Genomic DNA, 20,000 nt, shown 5'->3' with positions numbered 1-20,000 from the left:
GGTTCAGCGCTCCATCGGGGTGGCGTCGCGGCCGCGCAGCACGATGTCGAATTCGTAGCCGAGCGCATAGCCTTCTTCGGTGATGTCCATCGAGAAGCGCGAGATCAGGCGATCGCGCGCGGCCTCGGGCGTGCCCTGGAAGATCGGGTCGTACGCGAGCAGCGGATCGCCGGGGAAGTACATCTGCGTGACGAGACGCGAGCCGAAGTAATCGCCGAACAGCGAGAAGTGGATGTGATTCGGGCGCCACGCGTTCGGATGGTTGCCCCACGGATACGCGCCGGGCTTGATCGTCAGGAAGCGGTAGCGGCCTTCGTCGTCGGTCTGGCAGCGGCCGGCACCGAGGAAGTTCGGGTCGAGCGGCGCGTCGTGCTGGTCGACCTTGTGCACGTAGCGGCCGGCCGCGTTGGCCTGCCACACCTCGACGAGCGTGTTGCGCACGGGCTTGCCGCCTTCGTCGAGCACGCGGCCGGTGACGACCATCCGCTCGCCGAGCGGCTCGCCGTTCTTCACGGCGTTCTTCGTCAGGTCGTGGTCGAGCGCGCCGAGATCTTCCGCGCCGTAGACGGGCGCGTACTGGTCGCGCAGCTTCTCCTTCAGCGGGATCAGCGGGCGGGTCGGGCCGCGCTTGACGGACGAACGGTACTCGGGATGAACATAGGCCGGATGCGACGGCCAGTCGCGCGGCGTGAGGATCGTGGGGGAATCCATCGGGCGTCTCCTGTCAGTTTTTCGCGAAGTGGATGGCACGACTTTAGCCAATCCGGAAAGTTATGCAAAATGACCTTTTTTCGCGAATCGCATAACCGTTCGTTATGTTCGTCCTGACAATGAAAATGCCGCCGGACAGGCAACCTGTCCGGCGGAAAAAGCGATCGGGCTTCGCGTCGTCGGTGACGACCCCGTGCACGGCCCTCCAGCCAGCCCGTCGCTGTTTTTTGTCTTTCGTTCTCGTTGTTATTCGGTCTCCCCGAGCGTGCCCGTCGTCATGGATGACGAGGATCGAACACGATCCCGTCGAATTCGAGCGCCAGCGTGCCGCTGCGCAGCAGGGCCGACGGCGTCGACGCGTGGCCGGCGCCGAGCACGTCGGTCACGTACTGCGCGCAGAAGCCGCGCCGCGCCCGCAGGTTCAAGCGACTGCCGAGCAGCGCATCGATTCGCTGTTCGGCCAGCGCATGGACGTGGCGCTGCGCGTCGGCCGACGCTGCCGCGACGCGGCGCGCCAGTGCGATGCGTCCGCCGTCGGTGCGGGCGACGAAGCGCGACAGCGGCGTGAGCTTCGTCCACGCGAATGCGGTGGACTCGGCGATCAGCGGTTCGTCGCCCGACGTATCGACGACGATGCCGAAGCGATTGGCCCAGGTATCGGCCGCGCCAGCCGCGGCATCCGGTGCGCCGGCCGGTACGCGGATGAACACCAGATCGCCGACATGTGCGCCGGCGGCCAGCGTGCGCACGGTCGCGAGCGGCATCGTGCGATCGGTGTCGCGTGCATCGCGCGGGGCGGCGTGGTGCGGTTCGCAGAAGGCTGTGTCGATTCGGGTGGTCATTTCGGCTCCGTCGTTGCGTGACAGGACGGAGCGGATTATGCAGACAAGTAACCCAAAGTGCTGATGTAGATACGCAAGTAGCCTAATATCCGACCTCGAGCATCATTTTTCGATACCGCCATGACCGAGACCGCCCAACTCATCGAAACGCTGAAGCGCCAACTGAAGGCACAGGGAATGACTTACCGGGACGTCGCGCGTGCGCTGGACGTGTCCGAGACGAGCGTGAAGCGACTGTTCGCGAGCGGCCGCTTCACGCTGGAGCGCGTCGCGGAGATCGCCCAGCTGCTCGGCTATACGCTCGCCGAGCTCGTGCAGGAAGCATCGGCGTCCGCGCCGCGCTTGCGCGTGCTGACCGAGCAGCAGGAGGCGTTGCTGGTGTCGGACGAGAAACTGCTGCTCGTCGCCGTCTGCGCGATCAACTACTGGACCGTGCAGGACATCGTGTCGGCCTATCGGCTCACGCAGGCCGAGTGCGTGAAATATCTGCTGATGCTCGACCGGATGAACGTGATCGCGCTGCTGCCCGGCGACCGGATTCGCGTGCGCGTCGCGCGCGATTTCGACTGGCTGCCGGGCGGGCCGATTCGCCGCTACTTCCATGCGCACGTGCTCGACGACTTTCTCGGCAGCCGCTTCGACGGCCCGGGCGAGACGATGACGTTCCTGCAGGGGATGCTGACGGACGCGGCTGCCGCGGAGCTCGAACAGGAACTGCGGCGGCTCGCCAGCAAGGCGGCGGCGCTGCATGCGGAGTCGTCGTCCGCGCCGCTGGGGCAGAAGCACGGCACGGCCCTGCTGATCGCGAAGCGGATCTGGGAGCCGACGGGATTCCACGCGCTGCGGCGCCATGCGTGATGCCGCGCCGGATGCTTGGGCCTTTCCGGAAAGTTATGCAAAATGGCGATTCATCGTCATTCGCATAACGACTCGTTATGAATAACCGTATCGCCGACGGCCGCGTCAAATTCCGGCACCTGCAGTGTTTTCTCGCGGTCGCGCAGTTGGGCGGCGTGCAGAAGGCGGCCGAAAGCCTGTCGATCACGCAACCGGCCGTGTCGAAGACGATCGCCGAGCTGGAGGCGATCCTCGGCGTGAAGCTGTTCGAGCGCGGCCGGCACGGCGCGCAGCCGACCCGCGAAGCGCAGCTGTTCATGCCGCACGCGAACGCGTGCGTGCTGGCGCTGCGGCAGGGCGTCGGGCTGCTGGCGCGCGAGGGCGGGGCCGCCGCCGCGACGCTGGAAATCGGCATGCTGCCGACCGTCGCGGCGTCGCTCGCGCCGGCCTTGATGAAGGCGCTGACCGCACGCTGGCCGCGCATCGTCGTACGGATCGCGACGGCCGCGAACGCCGAGTTGCTCGAGCGTCTGAAATCCGGCGCGATCGAGTGCGCGATCGGCCGGCTGTCGGAGCCCGAGCGGATGATCGGGCTCGCGTTCGAGCAGTTGTACAACGAGCCGCTCGTCGCGGTCGTGCGTGCCGGGCACCCGCTGCTCGCGAGCGCGGCGCCGGCCGCCGAGCTGGCGCGCTATCCGGTCGTGCTGCCGCCGTTCGGCACGTTGATCCGCCAGTCCGCCGAGCAACTGCTCGGCGCATGCGGCGCGCCGCCGCTGGATTCGTTCATCGAGGTGCTGTCGGTATCGGTCGCGCGCGCGCTGGCGCTCGAGAACGACGCGGTCTGGTTCGTGCCGCTCTATGCGGCCGAATACGATCTGTCGGCCGGCGCGCTGGCGCGCCTGCCGCTGCCGTCGGCGGGCACCGACGAGCCGGTCGGGCTCGTGCTGCGTACCGATGCGCAACCGTCGCCGGTCGCGCGGACGCTGATCGACGCGGTGCGCGACATCGCGCGATCGCGGTTCGGCGATGCGCACCCGCACCGGGCGCCGCGTGCGGCGCGCAAGCCCGGTCGCGGCAAGCGTTGATTCATCGGGCCGGGCGACGCGCCGGGCCCGATCTCCTTTCTTGCTGCAGGGATCGGCCATTCGGCCAGTAGCCGTCATCGGGGTGCTTGGCATATCGTACCGTTTTTGATACGATGGGCGACAAGACGATGGCGAGACAGCAGATTCAGGTCACGCTCGGCGTGCGGTTCTTTCGGACGGCCCGCGGCAACGAGCCGGTGCGCGAATGGCTCAACGCGCTCGGGCAAGTGGAGCGACGGGCGATCGGCGAAGAGATCAAGACCGTTCAACTCGGCTGGCCGCTCGGCATGCCGCTGGTCCGCAAGATGGCGAAGGATCTGTGGGAGATCCGCGTGGCGGTGCCGGGGCGCAGCGCACGCGTGCTGTTCACGGTCGTTGGCGACACGATGGTGCTGCTGCACGGCTTCTTCAAGCAGTCGCGCGCCACGCCGTCGGACGATCTCGACGTCACCGTCGCGCGCCTGAAAGCGCTGACGCACGCCATCTGAATTCCCCGGTTGCGCCGGAACGCACCGTCTCCGACGGTCGGGCAGCCGGCAACGCCATGCACCTGGAGTACGACATGACGACCACGAACAATCCGCACATCGGCAGCGATTTCGACGCCTTCCTCGAAGCGGACGGTAATCTCGAAGCGGCCACCGCCACCGCGATCAAGCGCGTGATCGCGTGGCAGATCGGGCAGGAAATGAAGGCGCAGCAGATCACGAAAACGGCGATGGCCGCGCGGATGAAAACCAGCCGCGCCGCACTCAACCGTCTGCTCGACGAAACCGATACGAGCCTCACGCTGGCGACGCTCGCGAGCGCGGCTGCCGCGCTCGGCAAACGGCTCAGCTTCGAGCTGGTGCCGGCCTGACCAGCGCGAACGAACGGCGCACGGGCGGCTCGACGTGATGGTTCGCGCGCCGGGCGCGGCGAGCGGGCCGGCGTCGGCCCGCGGGCGCATGCCGGGTCATTTGCGCGGGCCGGCGATCTGCAGATAAAGCAGCGCACCGCCCGCAAGCAGCAGCGGGAACAGGAAATACCACCCGGTCGTCATGAACAGTCCGGCCACCGCAATCAGCGAAATCCACGCGCAGCGATACGCGATGCCGCCACGCGGCAACAGTTTCAGCGCGGCCGCCGCGCCGAGCCCGTACACCATCACGAAACATCCGGACGTCACGAGCACGAGCGGCTTCGGCCCGACGTCCGACAGCGCCGTGGCGGCCAGTGCGACGGCCGCGAGCACGGCGATCACGCCGAGGCTGCGGCGCGGCACGCCGCCCACCTGGCTGCCGTGCGCGAGCCACGCAGGCAACGCGCCGTCGCGTCCGAGCGCCGCGCCGAGCTTGGCCGCGCCCGCGAAATACGCGTTCATCGTGCCGAGCGTGAGCAGCAGCGCGGCGGCCGCCGCCAGCACTTGCGCATGGCCGCCGATGCCGCCCGCGATCAGTTCGGCGAGCGGCGCGCCCGATGCGCCTGCGGAAGGCCCGAGCACCGTCACGCTCGCGGCGGCGACCGACAGATACAGGAACCCGACGACCACGACCGCGATGCCGGCCGAACGCGGCATGTCGTGCGCGGGCCGGCGGAATTCGGCGGCGAGATGGGTGATCGCTTCCCAGCCGGCGAAGCTCCACACGAGCAGCGCGGCGGCCTGGCCGACCGCGAGCCAGCCATGCGGGGCGAACGGATGCAGGTTCGCGGTGCGCGCATGCGGCGCGGACGCAAGCACCGCGGCGAGCAGCAGCGCGACGAGCAGCGCCGACAACACCAGTTGCATGCGGCCCGACACGGTGACGCCGAATGCATTTGCGGCCGACACGGTCGCGATCAGCGCGGCGGCGGTGACGATGACCGTCGCGTGTCCGCCGCCCGTGACGGCCGCGACGTATGCACCGCCAAACATCGCGGCCGCCGGTGCGCCGGCAGGCACCGCGAAATAGAAGCACCAGCCGACGATGGCGGCAGCCTTCGGGCCGAATGCGCGCCGCGCGTAGGTCGACACACCGCCCGCATCGGGATAGCGGGCGCCGAGTGCGGCGAAGGTGGCCGCGAGCGGCCCGGACAGTACGACGAGCGCCGCCCATGCGAGCAGCGAGGCCGGCCCCGCGACTTCGGCGGCGAGCGCGGGCAGCGCGATCACGCCGGTGCCGAGCACCGCGCCGATATAGAGCGCGGCGCCCTGGAAAATGGTCAGCGAACCCGCGTGATGAGTAGCGGGCGAATCGGCATGCGAAGGCATGAGCGGCAGTCTCCGGGAGCTTGTTTTGTGTGCACGACGCGCGAAAGCCCGCGCGGTCGATCATCGATGCTACCCGAACGATGGCGTCCGCGCGGCCCGGCGATTAGTAGTGGGGCGCCGCGTGCGTGTCAGCCGATGTCAGCAGGAACGCGCGAGCCGCAGGCGTGCCTCCTCGCGCGCGGCGGGCGACAGGTCGGGCGCGTAGTGGAACGTACCTGATACCAGCGAGGCGACGGGCACGCCGTCGCGGAACAGCACGCGATTGCCGGCCAGCGCCGGCACCTTGTCGCCGGGCAACAGCGTGCCGGCGAGGTTCAATGGGTCGGCGCCCGTCACGCACACGTATTGCCCGTCGCCCGGTTGTCGCCGCAGTTCGCGCAGGATCGGGATGGCCTCCGGCAGCGCGAACTGCTCGCCCGCGAGCCCGGCGACGAAGCGACCGCCGCGAATCTCGCCGCGTGCTTCGAGGCGCTGCAGCACGCGCACGAGTTCGCGCCAGCTCGGCAGCCAGTCGGCTTCGCGTTCGAGCAGCCGCCAGAACACGACGCCGTAGCGGCGCAGCAGCGTCCACACGATATGTTCGAGCGCGTCGGGATCGGTCGTGGCGAGGTTGCGTTTCGGCGCGGGCGCGTCGTCGTCCGGCGGTGGCTGACGCTGCACGAGCGCCCAGCGGCCGGCATCGTCCATCCCGCCGATCAGCGCGCCGCCGCGGCGCGTGCGTGGCGCATACGTCGCGCTGCGCTTGACGGCCGGCTTCAGCAGTGCGCGCAGGCCCGCGTAGCTGTCCGCATTCACGAGGCCGGCCGACACGAGTTCGCCGAGCGCCTGTTCGAGTTCGACGGGCAGCATGTGCAGGTCGTCGAGCAGCGCATCGAAGAACATCGCGCCGTGCGCGGCGAGCGCGTCGCGCACTTGCGTGGCGCGCGCGGACAGCGCCGGTTGCGCATCGGGGTCCCGCAGCGCCTGCCACGCGGAAAGATGACGGCGCGGCAGCAGCACGATTGGCGTCGTCTTCACGGGCGTGCCGGTCGCGCGCGCCGGCGCGCCGATGCGGGTCCACACGAGCTTGCCCGAGCGGCACAGCTCGTCGAGGCCACCCGTTGTGTAGTCGGTGAGCCGCGCGGGCAGCAGCGCGTCTTCCCACGCGCTCGCCGCGGCCTCGTAGCCTTCGAGCTGTTCGACGACGGCTGCCAGCGCGTCGCGGCCGGTGCCGCGCGTGTCGGGCGTCAGGTGCTGCCAGTGGAACAGGAAGCGCATGAAGTCGGCGCGTTCGACCGGTTCGATCTCGCGACGCAGCCGCTTCACCGTATAGCGATGAATGCGCGCGAGCAGGTGGCGTTCGCACCATTCGTCGGTCGTCGCGCCCGGCGTGAAGCGGCCGCGCATCACGTAGCCTTCGCGCTCCAGCGCCGCGAGCGCCGTCGCCACCGACGCGGGCGGCAGCCCGAGCGGCGCGGCGATCGCATCGAGCGTCAACGGCCCGAAGCCGGTGAGCCGCGCGCGGATCACGTCGACGAGCGCCGCATCGGCTTCCCACGGCTGCGCGCATGCGGCCGGCACCTTGAGCGCTGGTGTCGCGCGGGCGTCCGCATGCAGCGCGCGCAGGCAGACGAGCCGCTCGACCGGCACCCACAGCGCGGCGCCGCCCGGCGTGGCGAGTTTCGTCGCGCGGCGGCGTTCCGCGAGTTCCGCCAATCGCTCGGGCCAGCCTGCGTGCGCGTGCGCCTCGCTGTCGGCGACGCACGCGAGCGTGAGCAGCGCATCATGCATTTCGTCCGCGTCGCGCACGAGCGGCCACGCTTCGTCACGCACCGCGTCGATTGCGTCGGCGTCGAGCGCACCGAGATCGTCGGCCGATTCGGGATCGCTCCAGCGGCGCGACTGCACGGCCTGCGTGCGGCGTTCCTCGAGCGGCGCATCGTCGAGGAATGCGTAGGGCTTCGCGTTCAGGATCTCGGCCGCGAGCGGCGACGGCGCGGGCAAGTCGCGCGCGACGAGCTCGATTGCGCCGCTTTCGATCCGGCGCAGCAGCGCGAGCCAGCCGTCGGTGTCCATCGCATCGTGCAGGCAGTCGTCGAGCGTCTGGTCGACGAGCGGATGATGCGGAATCTCGCGTTCGCCGACGATGTTCTCGAGGCACGCGGCCTGATCGGGGAACACCGTCGCGAGCAGATCGTCGCTCTTCATCCGCTGCAGTTGCGGCGCGGTGCGCCGGCCACCGGTGAAACGCGGCAGCGCGAGCGCGGTGGTCGCGTTCCAGCGCCAGCGCACGCCGAACATCGGCGCGTCGAGCAGCGCCTGGGTCAGCACGTGCTCGGCGCTGGCCGAACGCAGGTAGCGCCACACTTCGTCGAGCGCGAAGCTGTGCGCGAGCGACAGCGACAGGATGATCGCGTCGTCGGTCGCGGCGGCCTGCAGTTCAAAGTTGAAGTTGCGGCAGAAGCGCTTGCGCAGCGCGAGCCCCCAGGCGCGGTTGATTCGGCTGCCGAACGGCGAATGGATCACGAGCTGCGTGCCGCCCGATTCGTCGAAGAAACGCTCCATCACGAGCGTGTCCTGCGTCGGCAACGCGCCGAGCGCGGCGCGGGTGCGCGCGAGGTAGTCGGCGATCTGGCGGGCTGCATCGGGTGACAGGTGCAGATCGTCGACGAGCCAGCGCAACGCGGGCGCGAGGCGGCTTTCGGTGGGGGCGAGCGCGGTGCCGCCGGGCGCGTTGTCGGGCGAGGCGGCGGGCAGCGCGTCAGTGTCAGCGGCCGCTTTTCGGGGTTTGCCGCGGGCGGTCGTCTTGCCGGCCTCGGTGACGTTCGCGTGCTTCGCCGTGTCGGCCCGCGGATGCCGGTCGCCTTCCGCGAACAACGCATCGAGCCGCGCACGCAACCGGCCGACCGCCATCGACAGTTCGTCGCTGCGCCCGAGCCCCTCGCCGAGCCAGAACGGAATGCTCGGCGATTGCCCCTGCGCGTCCTCCACGCGCACGCGGCCCGTTTCCACGCGAATGATCCGGTACGACTGGTTGCCGAGCTGGAACACGTCGCCGGCGAGGCTCTCGATCGCGAAATCCTCGTTGACGGTGCCGACCTGGATGCCCTGCGGCTCGAGCAGCACTGCGTAGTCGGCCATGTCGGGGATCGTGCCGCCGGAAGTCGTCGCGGTCATCATCGCGTTGCGGCGCCCGCGCACGGTGCCGCCGACCACGTCGCGGTGCAGGTACGCGCCGCGCACGCCGAGACGGCTCGTGAACCCTTCGGCGAGCATCTTCATCACTTCGTCGAAGCGTTCGCGCGTCAGCCGCGCGTACGGCGCGGCGAGCGTGAAGCTTGCATACAGCGCGTCTTCCTGCCATTCCGTGCACGCGACTTCGGCGACGATCTGCTGCGCGAGCACGTCGAGCGGCGCTTCGGGAATCCGCAGCGCGTCGAGTTCGCCGCGCTGCACGCAGTCGAGCAGCGCCGCGCATTCGACCAGTTCGTCGCGCGACAGCGGAAAGAGCCGCCCCTTCGGTACGCCGCCGACGTGGTGCCCCGAGCGGCCGACGCGTTGCAGGAACGGCGCGATGCCGCGCGGTGAACCGACCTGGCAGACGAGATCCACGTCGCCGATGTCGATGCCGAGTTCGAGCGACGCGGTCGCGACGAGCAGCTTCAGTTCGCCGCGCTTCAGGCGCTGCTCGGCGTCGAAGCGGTGCTCCTTCGCGAGACTGCCGTGATGCGCGGCGATTGCGTCCTTGCCGAGCCGGTCGGCGAGATGGCGCGCCATGCGCTCGGCGGTGCGGCGCGTGTTGACGAACACCAGCGTCGTGCGGTGCGCGGCCGCGAGCCCCGCGATGCGGTCGTACACCTGTTCCCACACGTCGGTCGCCATCACCGGTTCGAGCGGCACGTTCGGCAGTTCGAGCGCGAGATCGCGCTCGCGCGTGTGGCCCGTGTCGACGATCGCGCAGTCGCGCGGCGCGTCCGCCGGGCCGCCGACCAGGAAGCGCGCGACAGCGCCGATCGGCTTTTGCGTGGCCGACAGCCCGATGCGCGGCAGCGCGCGGCCGACCAGCGCGTCGAGGCGTTCGAGCGACAGCGCGAGATGGCTGCCGCGCTTGGACGACGCCAGCGCATGGATTTCGTCGACGATGACCGAGCGCACGTTCGACAGCATTTGCCGCCCCGACGTGGACGACAGCAGCACGTACAGCGATTCGGGTGTGGTGACGAGGATGTGCGGCGCGCGCTTGCGCAGCGCGGCGCGTTCGGCCTGCGTCGTGTCGCCGGTGCGCACCGCGGTGCGGATCGCGGGCACCGGCAGGCCGAGTTGTGCGAGCGATTCCGCGATGCCGGCGAGCGGCGCATCGAGGTTCACGTGGATGTCGTTCGACAGCGCCTTCAGCGGCGACACGTAGACGACCAGCGTCGCGTCGGGCAGCGTGCCGTCGTGCGCGAGCGCATCGCGCACCAGATCGTCGAGCGCGCACAGGAACGCGGTGAGGGTCTTGCCCGAGCCGGTCGGCGCGGCGACGAGCGTCGAGCGGCCGGCCTTGATGTGCGGCCACGCGAGCGCCTGCGCGCCGGTCGGCGCGGCGAACGTGCGGCGGAACCACGCGGCGACGGCCGGGTGGAACACGTCGAGCGCGCGAGCGGCAGGGCGGGTAGCTGTGACGTCCATCGGAGCGTTGAAATAGGGTGCGAGCGGGGTGCGAGCGTGCGGACGGATCGCACGCGAATCGAATCGTCAGTGTGCCAGACGCCGCGCGCGCGTGCCGGGCATGCGTGCCGACGATTCCAATTCAGATGGGGGCCCGCGCCGTGCTTTCAATGGACGGAAAGTTGCGTGCCCGCCGGCACGCCGAGCGCGCGCTGAATTGTGTCGAATTGCAACTGGGCCGAGCCCCAAGCCTGAATTTTTCCGAACAGCGGAACGTGCGTGATGAGCGCGAACCGCGTCCTAGACGCGATGCAGCCAGCCGAGCCAGTGTTCGACCAACGGCGCACGCGACCACAGCGACTGTGCGAGCCACAGCGTGCCGCCCCACGCGGCGGCCACGACGATCAGGTCGCAATGCCCGCTGTTCCACAGGTTCAGCGAATGGCGCCGCCAGATCCACGGTACGCCGAGCGGATTGGGCCAGTCGGCGAGCAGGTGCATCACGCCGCCGCAGGCGAAGCCGAACAGCGGCGCCGCCCACAGCGGATGCGGATGATGGGTGAGCCCGTGCCAGCCGAGCGCAAGCAGCGCGACCCAGCCGATACCCCAGTGCGTGAGGGTGCGGTGCGTGATCCACAGGCGGCGCTTGCGGCTCCACCAGGCGACTTCGAGCCAGTCGGGCGCGGTGCCGCCCGCGACGCCCGCCGCGAACGCGGCGAGCATGCCCGAATGCCACGGGCCGGTTGCGCCGGTTTGCGCGACGAGGACGGCGGCGGCGACGCCGGCCGCGAAGCCGGACGCGTGATGCGCATTGTGTGATGCCATAGGGAGCGAGACGAAGAAACGTGAAGCGGCGCGTGCACGAAACGATGATGCGGCGCGCAAGCGGGGCGCTATCTTCGCAGATCGGCGTGAGCCGCGCGGGGCGCGTTTGCAGATTTTTTTTGCGCGCAATGCACGGCATGTCGCGCGGTTCGCAACTTTCGGTTTTGTGCATTGCGCGACGGCGCGCGCCGCAGGCGGTGTCGAACGCTCCACCTGTGTGTCGCGGCGCCGCAACGTGACCGGCCGCACACATGCGGCACGCTTTCGTCGCGCGCCGCGTGTTCGACCCTTTTTGTGCCCCTATACTACGAAGCCGGCATATGGCCGTCGGCGCGCCAGCGGCCATCCACGGATCAGGTGCTTGTCGTGCCTGAAGGAGATCCACATGGGGGACATGCAATGACTACGCTGAATCGCTTCAAATCATCCGCCGCCGTGCTGGCGACGGTGGCCGGCATCGGTTTCCTGCCGAACGCGCCCGCCTACGCGAAGGGGCCGCAGCCCGCGGTCCTGACGAGCTCGGCGGTGGCGGTGGCCGACAAGTACAGCGCGGATGCCGCGGAGCGGATCTTCAAGGAAGGCGGCAACGCGATCGATGCAGCCGTCGCGATCGCGTTCACGCTGGCCGTCACGTACCCGGAAGCCGGCAACATCGGCGGCGGCGGTTTCATGACGATCTACAAGGACGGCAAGCCGTACTTCATCGATTACCGCGAGCGCGCGCCGCTCGCCGCGACGAAGGACATGTACCTCGACAAGGACGGCAACGTCGTCAAGGGCATGAGCCTGTACGGCCCGCGCGCGGTCGGCGTGCCGGGCACCGTCGCGGGCATGTGGGAGGCTCAGAAGCGCTTCGGCAAGCTGAAATGGAAGCAGGTACTCGCGCCGGCGATCCACTACGCGCGCGACGGCTTCGTCGTCGACGAACAGCTCGCGCAGCGCGGCGTCGACGCATCGAAGGAGTTTGGCGGCAAGACCAACTTCGACAAGTATTTTTCCGGGCTGAAGGCCGGCGCGAACTTCAAGCAGCCCGATCTCGCCGACGTGCTGACGCGCATCGCGAACGGCGGCGCGGAGGGCTTCTACAAGGGCAAGACGGCCGAGCTGATCGCCGCGTCGATGAAGACCGGCGACGGCAACGGGCTGATCACGACCGAAGATCTCGCGCAGTACCGCGCGGTGTGGCGTCAGCCGGTGCAGGCGAAGTGGAACGGCTATGACGTGATCACTGCGCCGCCGCCGAGCTCCGGCGGCATCGGCCTCGTGCAGTTGCTGAAGATGAAGGCCGACCTCAAGCAGGACTTCGAGGGCGTGAAGCTCAACTCGCCGCAGTACATCCACCTCGTCGCGGAAATCGAGAAGCGCGTGTTCGCCGATCGCGCGCAGTATCTCGGCGATCCCGACTTCTACAAGGTGCCGATCGCGCAGCTGACCGACGACGCGTACATCGCGAAGCGCGCGGCCGAGGTCAACCCGAAGGAGCCGTCGGACACGAAGAGCGTGCAGCCGGGTCTCGGCACGACGATGCCGGAGAAGGCCGAAACGACGCACTTCTCGGTGGTCGACAAGTGGGGCAACGCGGTATCGAACACGTACACGGTCAACGGCTATTTCGGCTCGGGCGTGATCGCCGACGGCACGGGCATCGTGCTGAACGACGAGATGGACGACTTCTCCGCGAAGCCGGGCGTCGCAAACATGTTCGGGGTGGTCGGCAGCGACGCGAACGCGATCGAACCGAAGAAGCGCCCGCTGTCGTCGATGTCGCCGACGATCATGACGAAGGACGGCAAGGTGTCGCTGGTGATCGGCACGCCGGGCGGCTCGCGCATCTTCACGTCGATCTTCCAGGTGATCAACAACATCTACGACTTCAAGATGCCGCTGAAGGAAGCGGTCGGTGCGATGCGTTTCCATCACCAGCTGCTGCCGCCGAACACGATCTTCTGGGAGCCGTACCACCCAATCGAAGGCGAACTCGCGAAGCAGATCGAGGCGCGCGGCTATACGCTGAAGGGGCAGGATTTCAGCGGCGACATCCAGGTCATCAAGATCGACGGGAAGACGCCGGAAGCGATGGCCGATCCGCGCGGGCGGGGCGTGACGCGGGTCATTCGTTGACGTTGACGTTGACGTTGACGTGAAGCAATGCGTGCGCGGCGACAGCGGCCGCGCGCGCCGTTCGGCAGCCGGTGTTTCGACCCGGCTGCCGAATTCTTTCAGCCGGTCGTTCGGATGAAGCCCGCGATCCGCGCGGCAATGGCTTCGGGCGCATCCTCGAGGCAGCCGTGCCCGACGCCGGCCCGCTCATTTCGCTTCCGACGGGCGTGGCCGCCCGTTTTCATGAATTTGACGCGCGACGCTGGGATAATGGACGAGTTTGGCTGCGTCAATGATGGAAGGAGGCCCCATGGGCGACAACGATACCCGCACCGAGACCGACAACCGAACCGATACGGACCCGATGGAAGCGCGCCAGCGCCGTTTCGAGGAGGATCTCGTCGACGCCTACGACGAAGAGCTCGAGATGGAGCTCGACGACCGCCGCTTCGACGACGGCGAGGACCTGCTGTTCTCGCCCGAGCGTCGCGAGGCGCGCAAGGAATATTTCCGCGAACTGTTCCGGCTGCAGGGCGAGCTCGTGAAGCTGCAGGACTGGGTCGTGAATACCGGACACCGGCTCGTCGTCATTTTCGAGGGGCGCGACGCAGCCGGCAAGGGCGGTGCGATCAAGCGCATCACGCAGCGCCTGAACCCGCGCGTGTGCCGGGTTGCCGCGCTGCCGGCGCCGAACAACCGCGAGCGCACGCAATGGTACTTCCAGCGCTATGTCGCGCATCTGCCGGCCGGCGGCGAGATCGTGCTGTTCGACCGCAGCTGGTACAACCGTGCGGGCGTCGAGCGCGTGATGAATTTCTGTACCGACGACGAGTACGAGGAATTTTTCCGGTCGGTGCCCGAGTTCGAGAAGACGCTCGTGCGCAGCGGGATCCAGATCGTCAAGTACTGGTTCTCGATCACCGACCACGAGCAGGAGCTGCGCTTTCAGAGCCGGATCGCGGATCCGCTGAAGCAGTGGAAGCTGAGCCCGATGGACCTCGAAAGCCGCCGCCGCTGGGAGGCGTATACGGCCGCGAAGGAAGAGATGCTGCAGCGCACGCATATTCCCGAGGCGCCGTGGTGGGTCGTGCAGGCCGTCGACAAGAAGCGCGCGCGGCTGAACTGCATTCACCATTTGCTGGGCCAGGTGCCGTATCACGAGGTGCCGCGCCCGACGATCGACCTGCCGCAGCGCGAGCATCACGAGGATTACATTCGCCGGCCGGTGCCGGACAACATGATCGTGCCGGACGTTTATTGAGCGATTCGCCCGGTCGATCGCAATGCGACGAAGTGCGCCGCGGTATGCGGCGCGTTTTTTTGAGGTCTGGCGGAGGGTGGGCGATTCGAATGCATGCAGTGCATGCGTACGCGTGCGCCGCGCGGGCTGTCGCCGCAACGGCTCAAAGATCAGGAAATCCCGAGCGCCCCTGCGTCAGATCGAACAGTTCGGCTCTTGCCGCGGCTTCGGCGGTTTCGGGCAGCTTGATCACGAGCTTCACCGTCATCCCGTACGCGCTGTCCACCAGTTCATAGCCGGCTTGTTCGATCCAGCGGCGCACGCGCGCCTCTTCCGGGTAGCCGACCTCGACCGCGAGCCGCGTGCGCCGAATGCGCTCGACGCGCTCGGCATCGAGCAGCGCCGATGCGATCGCATCCGTATACGCACGCACCAGCCCGCCCGCGCCGAGCTTCACGCCGCCGTAGTAACGCACGACCGCGCCGAGCACGCCGTCGAGACCGTGATGGCGCAGCACTTCGAGGATCGGCCGGCCCGCGGTGCCCGACGGCTCGCCGTCGTCCGACATACCGGACTGGCCGCCCGCCAGCAACGCCCAGCACACGTGGGTGGCCGCCGGGTGCTCGTCGCGCAGGCGTTGCAGGACCTGCATCGCGGCATCGCGGTCCTCGACCGGAACCGCGTACGCGATGAAACGGCTCTTGCGGATTTCGAGTTCGCGGATGGTGGAGGCGGCGAGCGAGTAACTCATGCGTCGCGACGCGGAAAGTGTAGGGAAATCAAGGCGATGATAGCTGGTCGATGCGTTTGACGGGAGCCCGTGGACGAATGGATATCGTCTGCATGAGCGCGGGGCAAAGACGGAATTTTACCGTGGCGCGTGTCGAAGCATTTCGATGCCGCTGCGCACGGCATCAACGCACACCGACCGACGACCGTAGCGCGGCGCCCAGCGTGCGCAGCGCCTGCCGGGCGCGCGCATCGGTCAGGCTCGAGTAGAGCACCACGTCGCGCGTCGGCAGCGGCGGCAGTCCGTAGCGCATCCCCACGTCGACGGTGCCGGCGGGCGCCACCCGACGCCCGAGCGCCGCGACGGCCAAGCCCGCGGACACCGCCGCACCGATCGTCGCCACGCCGCCGCCGACGAAGACTTCCGTCCACGCGACACCGGCTTCGTCCAGCGCGCCGACCGCCATGCGGCGCACGCTGCACGGCTCGGCCTGCGTGGCGAGCCGCAGCGGTTGCGGCGGATGGTATTCGAAATCGGCCGCAGCCATCCAGCCGAACGACTCCGACAGAATGGTTTCGCCGTCGAGCCGCCGGCTGTCGTGCTGCAGCGCGACGGCCGCATCGAGCTGGCCGCGATCGAATGCGTCCAGCACGTCGCGCGACGCGGCGACGCGGATCTCCAGCACCAGCGCCGGCTCGGCCTCGCTCATCCGCCGCAGCAGCATCGGGAGATCGGCGCCGACGACATGGTGGCTGACGCCGATCACCAGCCGCCGCCGGCTCGTGCCGAACGCGCTGATTGCGCCATGGTGAGCAGCCACCAGTTCGCGCGCCGGCTCCAGGAACGCGGTGCCGTCGGCCGACAGCCGAACCTGCCGCGGCGTGCGTTCCAGCAGGCGGCGGCCGAGCCCGTCTTCCAGCCGCTTGATCTTCAGGCTCACCGCCGACTGCGTGGTGTCCAGCGCCTCCGCCGCCCGCGTGAAGCTCTTGAGATCGGCGGTCAGCACGAATGCCTGCACGGCTTCGATGTCGAGCGTTTTCATCGCACCCTCGGTCATTTCAGAATCGAATCATTGAAATATTCTGACATCGTCTTTTCAAATGATTCAAGGTCTTCTACGCTGCGCTCATGCCGTCCGGAATGCCGTCCGTTTCTTTCGCCAGGAGTCGATCATGCTGACCGCGTACTACGTGCACCGCCTGCCGGCGGACTACGACCTCGACATCATCCGCCAGCGTGTGCGCGAGCGCGGCCGCCCGTGGGACGACACGCCGGACCTGCTGTTCAAGGGATTCCTGCTGCGCGAGGCAGGCCGCCACGGCGCGGCGGAAAACGGCTACGCGTCGTTTTACCTGTGGCGCAACGAACAGGCGTTCGCGCGGTTCGTGACGGACGGCCGCTATCGGGTCGTGACGGACAGCTTCGGCCGCGCGCCGATCGACACGCAGGTGGCGCTGGACGCGCGCAAGGGCAGTGCGTCGACGGGACGTTTCGCGCGTCTGGAAGCGATCGAGATTCCGGCGGATGCCGACCTCGATGCGGCACTGGCGCGGGAGATCGAACGCAATCGCGAAGCGGCGGCACGGCAGGGCGTGGTCGCGGCGGCCGTCAGCCTCGATCCGCTGCGCTGGCGGCTGACGCGTGCGCTCGTGACGGAACACGAACCGGACGACGGCGGTGCGGGCACGGTGTACCAGGTCCTGCATCTGGCGAGGCCGCTGCTCGACACGCTGGAAGCGGGCGGCGCGTGATGGCCGGCATCGTGTCGCGATTGCCGGCCGGTGTGGTGGTAGCCGCGCATCTGGCGGGTGTGGTGGCGGGCATCGCCGCGATTGCGGCGCTTGCGACGATGCTGGCGCTGCTGTTCAGATAAGGCGCTTCAGCGCAGTGGTGGTTCAGAAGGGGCGCCGCGCATGCGATGCACGGCGCCCCGGGTCGCTTCATTCTCGCTTGCTCAGTGGCCCTGCAAGCGGATATCGCGTGACGACGCGCCGACATACACGGTCCCGCCCGGCACGACCTTCCAGCCGTTGCGCGACGTATCCCACACGCTCTGCATCCGTGGCGACACGGTCACGCGCACACGCCGCGCCTCGCCCGGATTCAGCCGGATCTTTTCCCAGCCGACCAGCCGCTTCGGCGGCTCGTCCTTGTACGGTACGCCGAGATAAACCTGCGGTACTTCCGCGCCGGCCACGCGCCCGTCGTTGCGCACGGTGAACGCGACGCTCAGCGAGCCGTCCCATTGCTTCGACACCGACAGGCCTGAATACGCGAAGTGCGTATACGACAGGCCGTAGCCGAACTCGAACATCGGCTTGATGTTGCGCGCGTCATACCAGCGGTAACCCATGTTCAGCTTTTCCGCGTACACCGGGTCGGGGTCGAACGTGCCGTTTTGCCCCCACGTCGGCGAGTCCTGATCGCGCGCCGGGAACGTCACGGGCAGCTTGCCCGACGGATTGACCGCGCCGAACAGCACGTTCGCGATCGCCTTGCCGCCGGCTTCGCCCGGATACCACGCCTCGACGATGGCCGACACGTTGTCCTTCCACGGCATCAGCACCGGGTTGCCGCTCTGGACGACGACGATCGTATGCGGATTCGCGCGCGCGACGGCTTCGACGAGCGCATCCTGGTTCGACGGGTTCGCGAGGCTCAGGCTCTGCAGATCGCCGAAATCCTCGCCGGCCGGCTGCGCGACCACGACGATCGCGACATCCGAGCGGCCCGCGAGCGCCGCGGCCTGATCGATTTCCTGCTGCGTGTATGCGCGGAACGGCGACTGCTGGTCGCTGTTGCCTGCATACGTGACCTGGGCGGCCGGCGCCAGCGCGCGGATCGCCGCGACGATCGGCACGTCGACCTTGAGCCACGGATTGCGCCACCAGCTGCACCCGGTCGACGACCCGAACGTCAGGCCGCCGCAGCCGGCGAACGAACCCGATACCGGGTCGCGCGTGTTGCCCGAGCCGCCGCCGGACAGCACGGCCGCATCCGCATGGCCGCCGATCACGGCGATACGCGACAGCGCCGACGCGACCAGTGGCAACTGGTTGCCGTCGTTCTTCAGCAGAACGATCGACTGCTCGGCGGCCGCCTGCGCGAACCGGTTGCCGGCCGCGAAATCGATCGTGCCGCCGCCCTGGGCCGGATCGTCCATCACGCCGACACGGATCATCACCGCGAGCTTGCGGCGCACCATGTCGTCGAGGCGCGCGGTCGACACCGAGCCGTTTGCGATCGCCTGCTTGACGGCCGCCGGCGTCAGGTACACGCTCGGCCCGACGTCTTCTTCCTCGTCCAGGCCGGCGTTGATCGCGGCGGCGGTGCTGTGCGTGGCGCCCCAGTCGGACTGCACCTGGCCCTGGAAGCCCCATTCGTTCTTCAGCACATCGTTCAGCAGGTGAGGGTTCTCGCACGCATAGGTGCCGTTCAGGCGGTTGTAGCTGCACATCACGCTGCCGGGTCGGCCGCGCTTCGCGGCGATCTCGAACGGCAGCAGGTACAGCTCGCGCAGCGTGCGCTCGTCGATCTGCGTATTGCCGCCCATCCGGCCGTGCTCCTGCTCGTTGCCCGCGTAGTGCTTGATCGTGGCGATGACTTTTTGCCGCTGCGTGGCGAGCGTGCGTTCGGCGAGCAGGTCCCCGGCGAGCAGCGGATCCTCGCCGAGATACTCGAACAGGCGGCCGCCGCGCGGCTCGCGCGCGAGGTTGGTGCCGCCGGCGAGGCCCATGCCGAATCCTTGCGCGCGCAACTGGATCGCGACCTGCTTGCCGAAGTCGTACGACAGCCGCCGATCCCAGCTCGCGGCGACCGCGATCGTGGCCGGGAACGTCGTGCTGGCCTGCGACGTGCTGCCGGAGCCGGTCGCCGAATCGACCATGTTGAGATCGGGAATGCCGAGCCGCGGCACGCCCTGGATGTAGCCGGCGCCGCCGCCCGGCACCTTAGACATTTCGTATTGCGAATGAATGAATTGTAGTTTTTCGTCGAGCGTCATCTTGCGCACGAGCAGGTCGGCGCGCCGTTGCGCGGCGGCTGACGCGAACGTGTCGGTCGCGTCAGCCTGCGCATTGAAATCGGCGTCGCCGGCGTAGGCGGTGGTGCAGAGGGTCGCTGCCAGCACGACGGCCGGCCAGAGTGTGTCCCGCATGTTGCTCTCCTGATCGTATTGCCGGTTGTTGGAATGATGTCCGGAGCTGCGTACGTCCGGCGGATTCGCACCGGACGCATTCGGCTGGCGATGCAGGGTGGTTGCGCGTCGGCATGCCAGCCAGGCGGGGAATCGTTACGGCCGGTTGGGCTCGATCGAGCAACGCGGACGGCGACGCGGACCGTCCGACACTGCCGAATCGGATGTAGCGATTCTCTGCAGCGACTAATCGTACGAATGTAGTTTGACTACAGCATCGGTGTTTCTACCGATACGTGTGATCTTTATTTCGTAGGGGCGCGCGGCGGGGCGGAAAGGCGGTCATCGTTCCCGATCGGGCCTGCGCGGCAGAGTAAGAATTGCCTGCGCATGGGGCGCTCGGAGGGGCGGAAGGTCGGGGCGTGTATGCCCGTGCGATATGGTTCGTTGCGCGCGCATCTAACGGAACAGCATCGGATGCCGGTCGCCCCGTGCGGAAACCGGCGCAGCACCGACAGTGGGCTAGCTGTGAAGCGTCAAGAGGTTGTTTCTCGACGCAGGAAGTCTCGCCATCGGCGCAATGCCGCCGATGGCGCTATGAGCTCGATGCCAGTTGTAGTGATGCTGCCAACTCGC

Annotated in this window: 16 protein-coding genes and 1 pseudogene; 8 read left to right on the top strand and 9 right to left on the bottom strand. The window is 68.4% G+C overall.

Annotated features, from left to right (window positions below):
* Positions 1-3: 3 nt before the first annotated feature.
* Positions 4-711 carry a protocatechuate 3,4-dioxygenase subunit beta gene (gene pcaH / locus HWX55_RS30470; RefSeq protein ID WP_175978402.1) on the bottom strand — a complete coding sequence of 236 codons (708 nt, stop codon included), beginning with the start codon at positions 709-711 and terminating at the stop codon, positions 4-6.
* A 275-nt stretch (positions 712-986) separates the two neighbouring features.
* Positions 987-1,553 (bottom strand): YiiX/YebB-like N1pC/P60 family cysteine hydrolase, encoded by a 567-nt coding sequence (locus HWX55_RS30465; RefSeq protein WP_175978401.1) that lies wholly within the window; start codon positions 1,551-1,553, stop codon positions 987-989.
* 120 nt (positions 1,554-1,673) lie between these two features.
* Between HWX55_RS30465 and HWX55_RS30460 the strand changes: the two genes are divergently transcribed.
* The 4 genes from HWX55_RS30460 to HWX55_RS30445 all read left to right on the top strand — a co-directional run bounded on the left by HWX55_RS30460 (position 1,674) and on the right by HWX55_RS30445 (position 4,334).
* Complete coding sequence (locus HWX55_RS30460) at positions 1,674-2,411, top strand: helix-turn-helix transcriptional regulator (RefSeq protein WP_050010837.1); 738 nt, start codon at positions 1,674-1,676, stop codon at positions 2,409-2,411.
* Between the two features lie 77 nt (positions 2,412-2,488).
* On the top strand, positions 2,489-3,475 hold the full coding sequence (pcaQ, locus tag HWX55_RS30455; protein ID WP_050010839.1) for a pca operon transcription factor PcaQ: 987 nt from the start codon (positions 2,489-2,491) through the stop codon (positions 3,473-3,475).
* A gap of 128 nt (positions 3,476-3,603) precedes the next feature.
* On the top strand, positions 3,604-3,963 hold the full coding sequence (locus tag HWX55_RS30450) for a type II toxin-antitoxin system RelE/ParE family toxin (protein ID WP_175978400.1): 360 nt from the start codon (positions 3,604-3,606) through the stop codon (positions 3,961-3,963).
* Between the two features lie 74 nt (positions 3,964-4,037).
* Positions 4,038-4,334 carry an XRE family transcriptional regulator gene (locus HWX55_RS30445; protein ID WP_175978399.1) on the top strand — a complete coding sequence of 99 codons (297 nt, stop codon included), beginning with the start codon at positions 4,038-4,040 and terminating at the stop codon, positions 4,332-4,334.
* Positions 4,335-4,430: 96 nt separating this feature from the next.
* Here the strand turns inward: HWX55_RS30445 and HWX55_RS30440 are convergent, their stop codons facing one another.
* The 3 genes from HWX55_RS30440 to HWX55_RS30430 form a co-directional block, all read right to left on the bottom strand.
* Positions 4,431-5,705 carry an amino acid permease gene (locus HWX55_RS30440; RefSeq protein ID WP_175978398.1) on the bottom strand — a complete coding sequence of 425 codons (1,275 nt, stop codon included), beginning with the start codon at positions 5,703-5,705 and terminating at the stop codon, positions 4,431-4,433.
* 138 nt (positions 5,706-5,843) lie between these two features.
* Positions 5,844-10,355 carry a DEAD/DEAH box helicase gene (locus HWX55_RS30435; RefSeq protein ID WP_175978397.1) on the bottom strand — a complete coding sequence of 1,504 codons (4,512 nt, stop codon included), beginning with the start codon at positions 10,353-10,355 and terminating at the stop codon, positions 5,844-5,846.
* Between the two features lie 279 nt (positions 10,356-10,634).
* Positions 10,635-11,159, bottom strand: coding sequence for a metal-dependent hydrolase (locus HWX55_RS30430; protein ID WP_089489288.1), 525 nt, complete (start codon positions 11,157-11,159; stop codon positions 10,635-10,637).
* Between the two features lie 399 nt (positions 11,160-11,558).
* On the opposite strand from HWX55_RS30430, the gene ggt reads away from it, so the two are divergent.
* Together ggt and ppk2 are read left to right on the top strand one after the other, a co-directional pair.
* On the top strand, positions 11,559-13,280 hold the full coding sequence (ggt, locus tag HWX55_RS30425; RefSeq protein ID WP_175978396.1) for a gamma-glutamyltransferase: 1,722 nt from the start codon (positions 11,559-11,561) through the stop codon (positions 13,278-13,280).
* Positions 13,281-13,569: 289 nt separating this feature from the next.
* Positions 13,570-14,520, top strand: a complete 951-nt coding sequence (gene ppk2 / locus HWX55_RS30420; RefSeq protein ID WP_175978395.1) for a polyphosphate kinase 2 — start codon at positions 13,570-13,572, stop codon at positions 14,518-14,520.
* 142 nt (positions 14,521-14,662) lie between these two features.
* Here ppk2 and HWX55_RS30415 read toward each other — a convergent pair whose 3' ends face one another.
* Both HWX55_RS30415 and HWX55_RS30410 read right to left on the bottom strand, forming a co-directional pair.
* On the bottom strand, positions 14,663-15,250 hold the full coding sequence (locus tag HWX55_RS30415) for a YigZ family protein (protein ID WP_175978394.1): 588 nt from the start codon (positions 15,248-15,250) through the stop codon (positions 14,663-14,665).
* A 163-nt stretch (positions 15,251-15,413) separates the two neighbouring features.
* Positions 15,414-16,271, bottom strand: coding sequence for a LysR family transcriptional regulator (locus HWX55_RS30410; RefSeq protein ID WP_175978393.1), 858 nt, complete (start codon positions 16,269-16,271; stop codon positions 15,414-15,416).
* A gap of 130 nt (positions 16,272-16,401) precedes the next feature.
* On the opposite strand from HWX55_RS30410, the gene HWX55_RS30405 reads away from it, so the two are divergent.
* Positions 16,402-16,980, top strand: coding sequence for a DUF4865 family protein (locus HWX55_RS30405; RefSeq protein WP_175978392.1), 579 nt, complete (start codon positions 16,402-16,404; stop codon positions 16,978-16,980).
* Positions 16,980-17,102, top strand: a complete 123-nt coding sequence (locus HWX55_RS36375; RefSeq protein WP_256121801.1) for a hypothetical protein — start codon at positions 16,980-16,982, stop codon at positions 17,100-17,102. The genes HWX55_RS30405 and HWX55_RS36375 overlap by 1 nt, the downstream gene beginning before the upstream one ends.
* Before the next feature lie 81 nt (positions 17,103-17,183).
* Here the strand turns inward: HWX55_RS36375 and HWX55_RS30400 are convergent, their stop codons facing one another.
* Complete coding sequence (locus HWX55_RS30400; RefSeq protein WP_050010853.1) at positions 17,184-19,385, bottom strand: glycoside hydrolase family 3 C-terminal domain-containing protein; 2,202 nt, start codon at positions 19,383-19,385, stop codon at positions 17,184-17,186.
* 501 nt (positions 19,386-19,886) lie between these two features.
* Positions 19,887-20,000: pseudogene (locus tag HWX55_RS30395) on the bottom strand (IS481 family transposase); the annotation flags it as partial.

It is taken from the genome of Burkholderia sp. BCC1047, from assembly GCF_902833155.1.
In the GTDB taxonomy this organism is placed as follows: domain Bacteria; phylum Pseudomonadota; class Gammaproteobacteria; order Burkholderiales; family Burkholderiaceae; genus Burkholderia; species Burkholderia sola.
This window is presented reverse-complemented; position numbering and strand designations above follow the sequence as displayed.

What these genes read in the sequence shown, in the direction of transcription:
- HWX55_RS30460 (WP_050010837.1), top strand. Translation starts at nt 1,674, where the DNA reads ATGACCGAGACCGCCCAACTCATCGAAACGCTGAAGCGCCAACTGAAG.
- HWX55_RS30445 (WP_175978399.1), top strand. Translation starts at nt 4,038, where the DNA reads ATGACGACCACGAACAATCCGCACATCGGCAGCGATTTCGACGCCTTC.
- HWX55_RS30410 (WP_175978393.1), bottom strand. Translation starts at nt 16,271, where the DNA reads ATGAAAACGCTCGACATCGAAGCCGTGCAGGCATTCGTGCTGACCGCC.
- pcaQ (WP_050010839.1), top strand. Translation starts at nt 2,489, where the DNA reads ATGAATAACCGTATCGCCGACGGCCGCGTCAAATTCCGGCACCTGCAG.
- HWX55_RS30430 (WP_089489288.1), bottom strand. Translation starts at nt 11,159, where the DNA reads ATGGCATCACACAATGCGCATCACGCGTCCGGCTTCGCGGCCGGCGTC.
- pcaH (WP_175978402.1), bottom strand. Translation starts at nt 711, where the DNA reads ATGGATTCCCCCACGATCCTCACGCCGCGCGACTGGCCGTCGCATCCG.
- HWX55_RS30450 (WP_175978400.1), top strand. Translation starts at nt 3,604, where the DNA reads ATGGCGAGACAGCAGATTCAGGTCACGCTCGGCGTGCGGTTCTTTCGG.
- HWX55_RS30400 (WP_050010853.1), bottom strand. Translation starts at nt 19,385, where the DNA reads ATGCGGGACACACTCTGGCCGGCCGTCGTGCTGGCAGCGACCCTCTGC.
- HWX55_RS30415 (WP_175978394.1), bottom strand. Translation starts at nt 15,250, where the DNA reads ATGAGTTACTCGCTCGCCGCCTCCACCATCCGCGAACTCGAAATCCGC.
- HWX55_RS30440 (WP_175978398.1), bottom strand. Translation starts at nt 5,705, where the DNA reads ATGCCTTCGCATGCCGATTCGCCCGCTACTCATCACGCGGGTTCGCTG.
- HWX55_RS30435 (WP_175978397.1), bottom strand. Translation starts at nt 10,355, where the DNA reads ATGGACGTCACAGCTACCCGCCCTGCCGCTCGCGCGCTCGACGTGTTC.
- ppk2 (WP_175978395.1), top strand. Translation starts at nt 13,570, where the DNA reads ATGGGCGACAACGATACCCGCACCGAGACCGACAACCGAACCGATACG.
- ggt (WP_175978396.1), top strand. Translation starts at nt 11,559, where the DNA reads ATGACTACGCTGAATCGCTTCAAATCATCCGCCGCCGTGCTGGCGACG.
- HWX55_RS36375 (WP_256121801.1), top strand. Translation starts at nt 16,980, where the DNA reads ATGGCCGGCATCGTGTCGCGATTGCCGGCCGGTGTGGTGGTAGCCGCG.
- HWX55_RS30405 (WP_175978392.1), top strand. Translation starts at nt 16,402, where the DNA reads ATGCTGACCGCGTACTACGTGCACCGCCTGCCGGCGGACTACGACCTC.
- HWX55_RS30465 (WP_175978401.1), bottom strand. Translation starts at nt 1,553, where the DNA reads ATGACCACCCGAATCGACACAGCCTTCTGCGAACCGCACCACGCCGCC.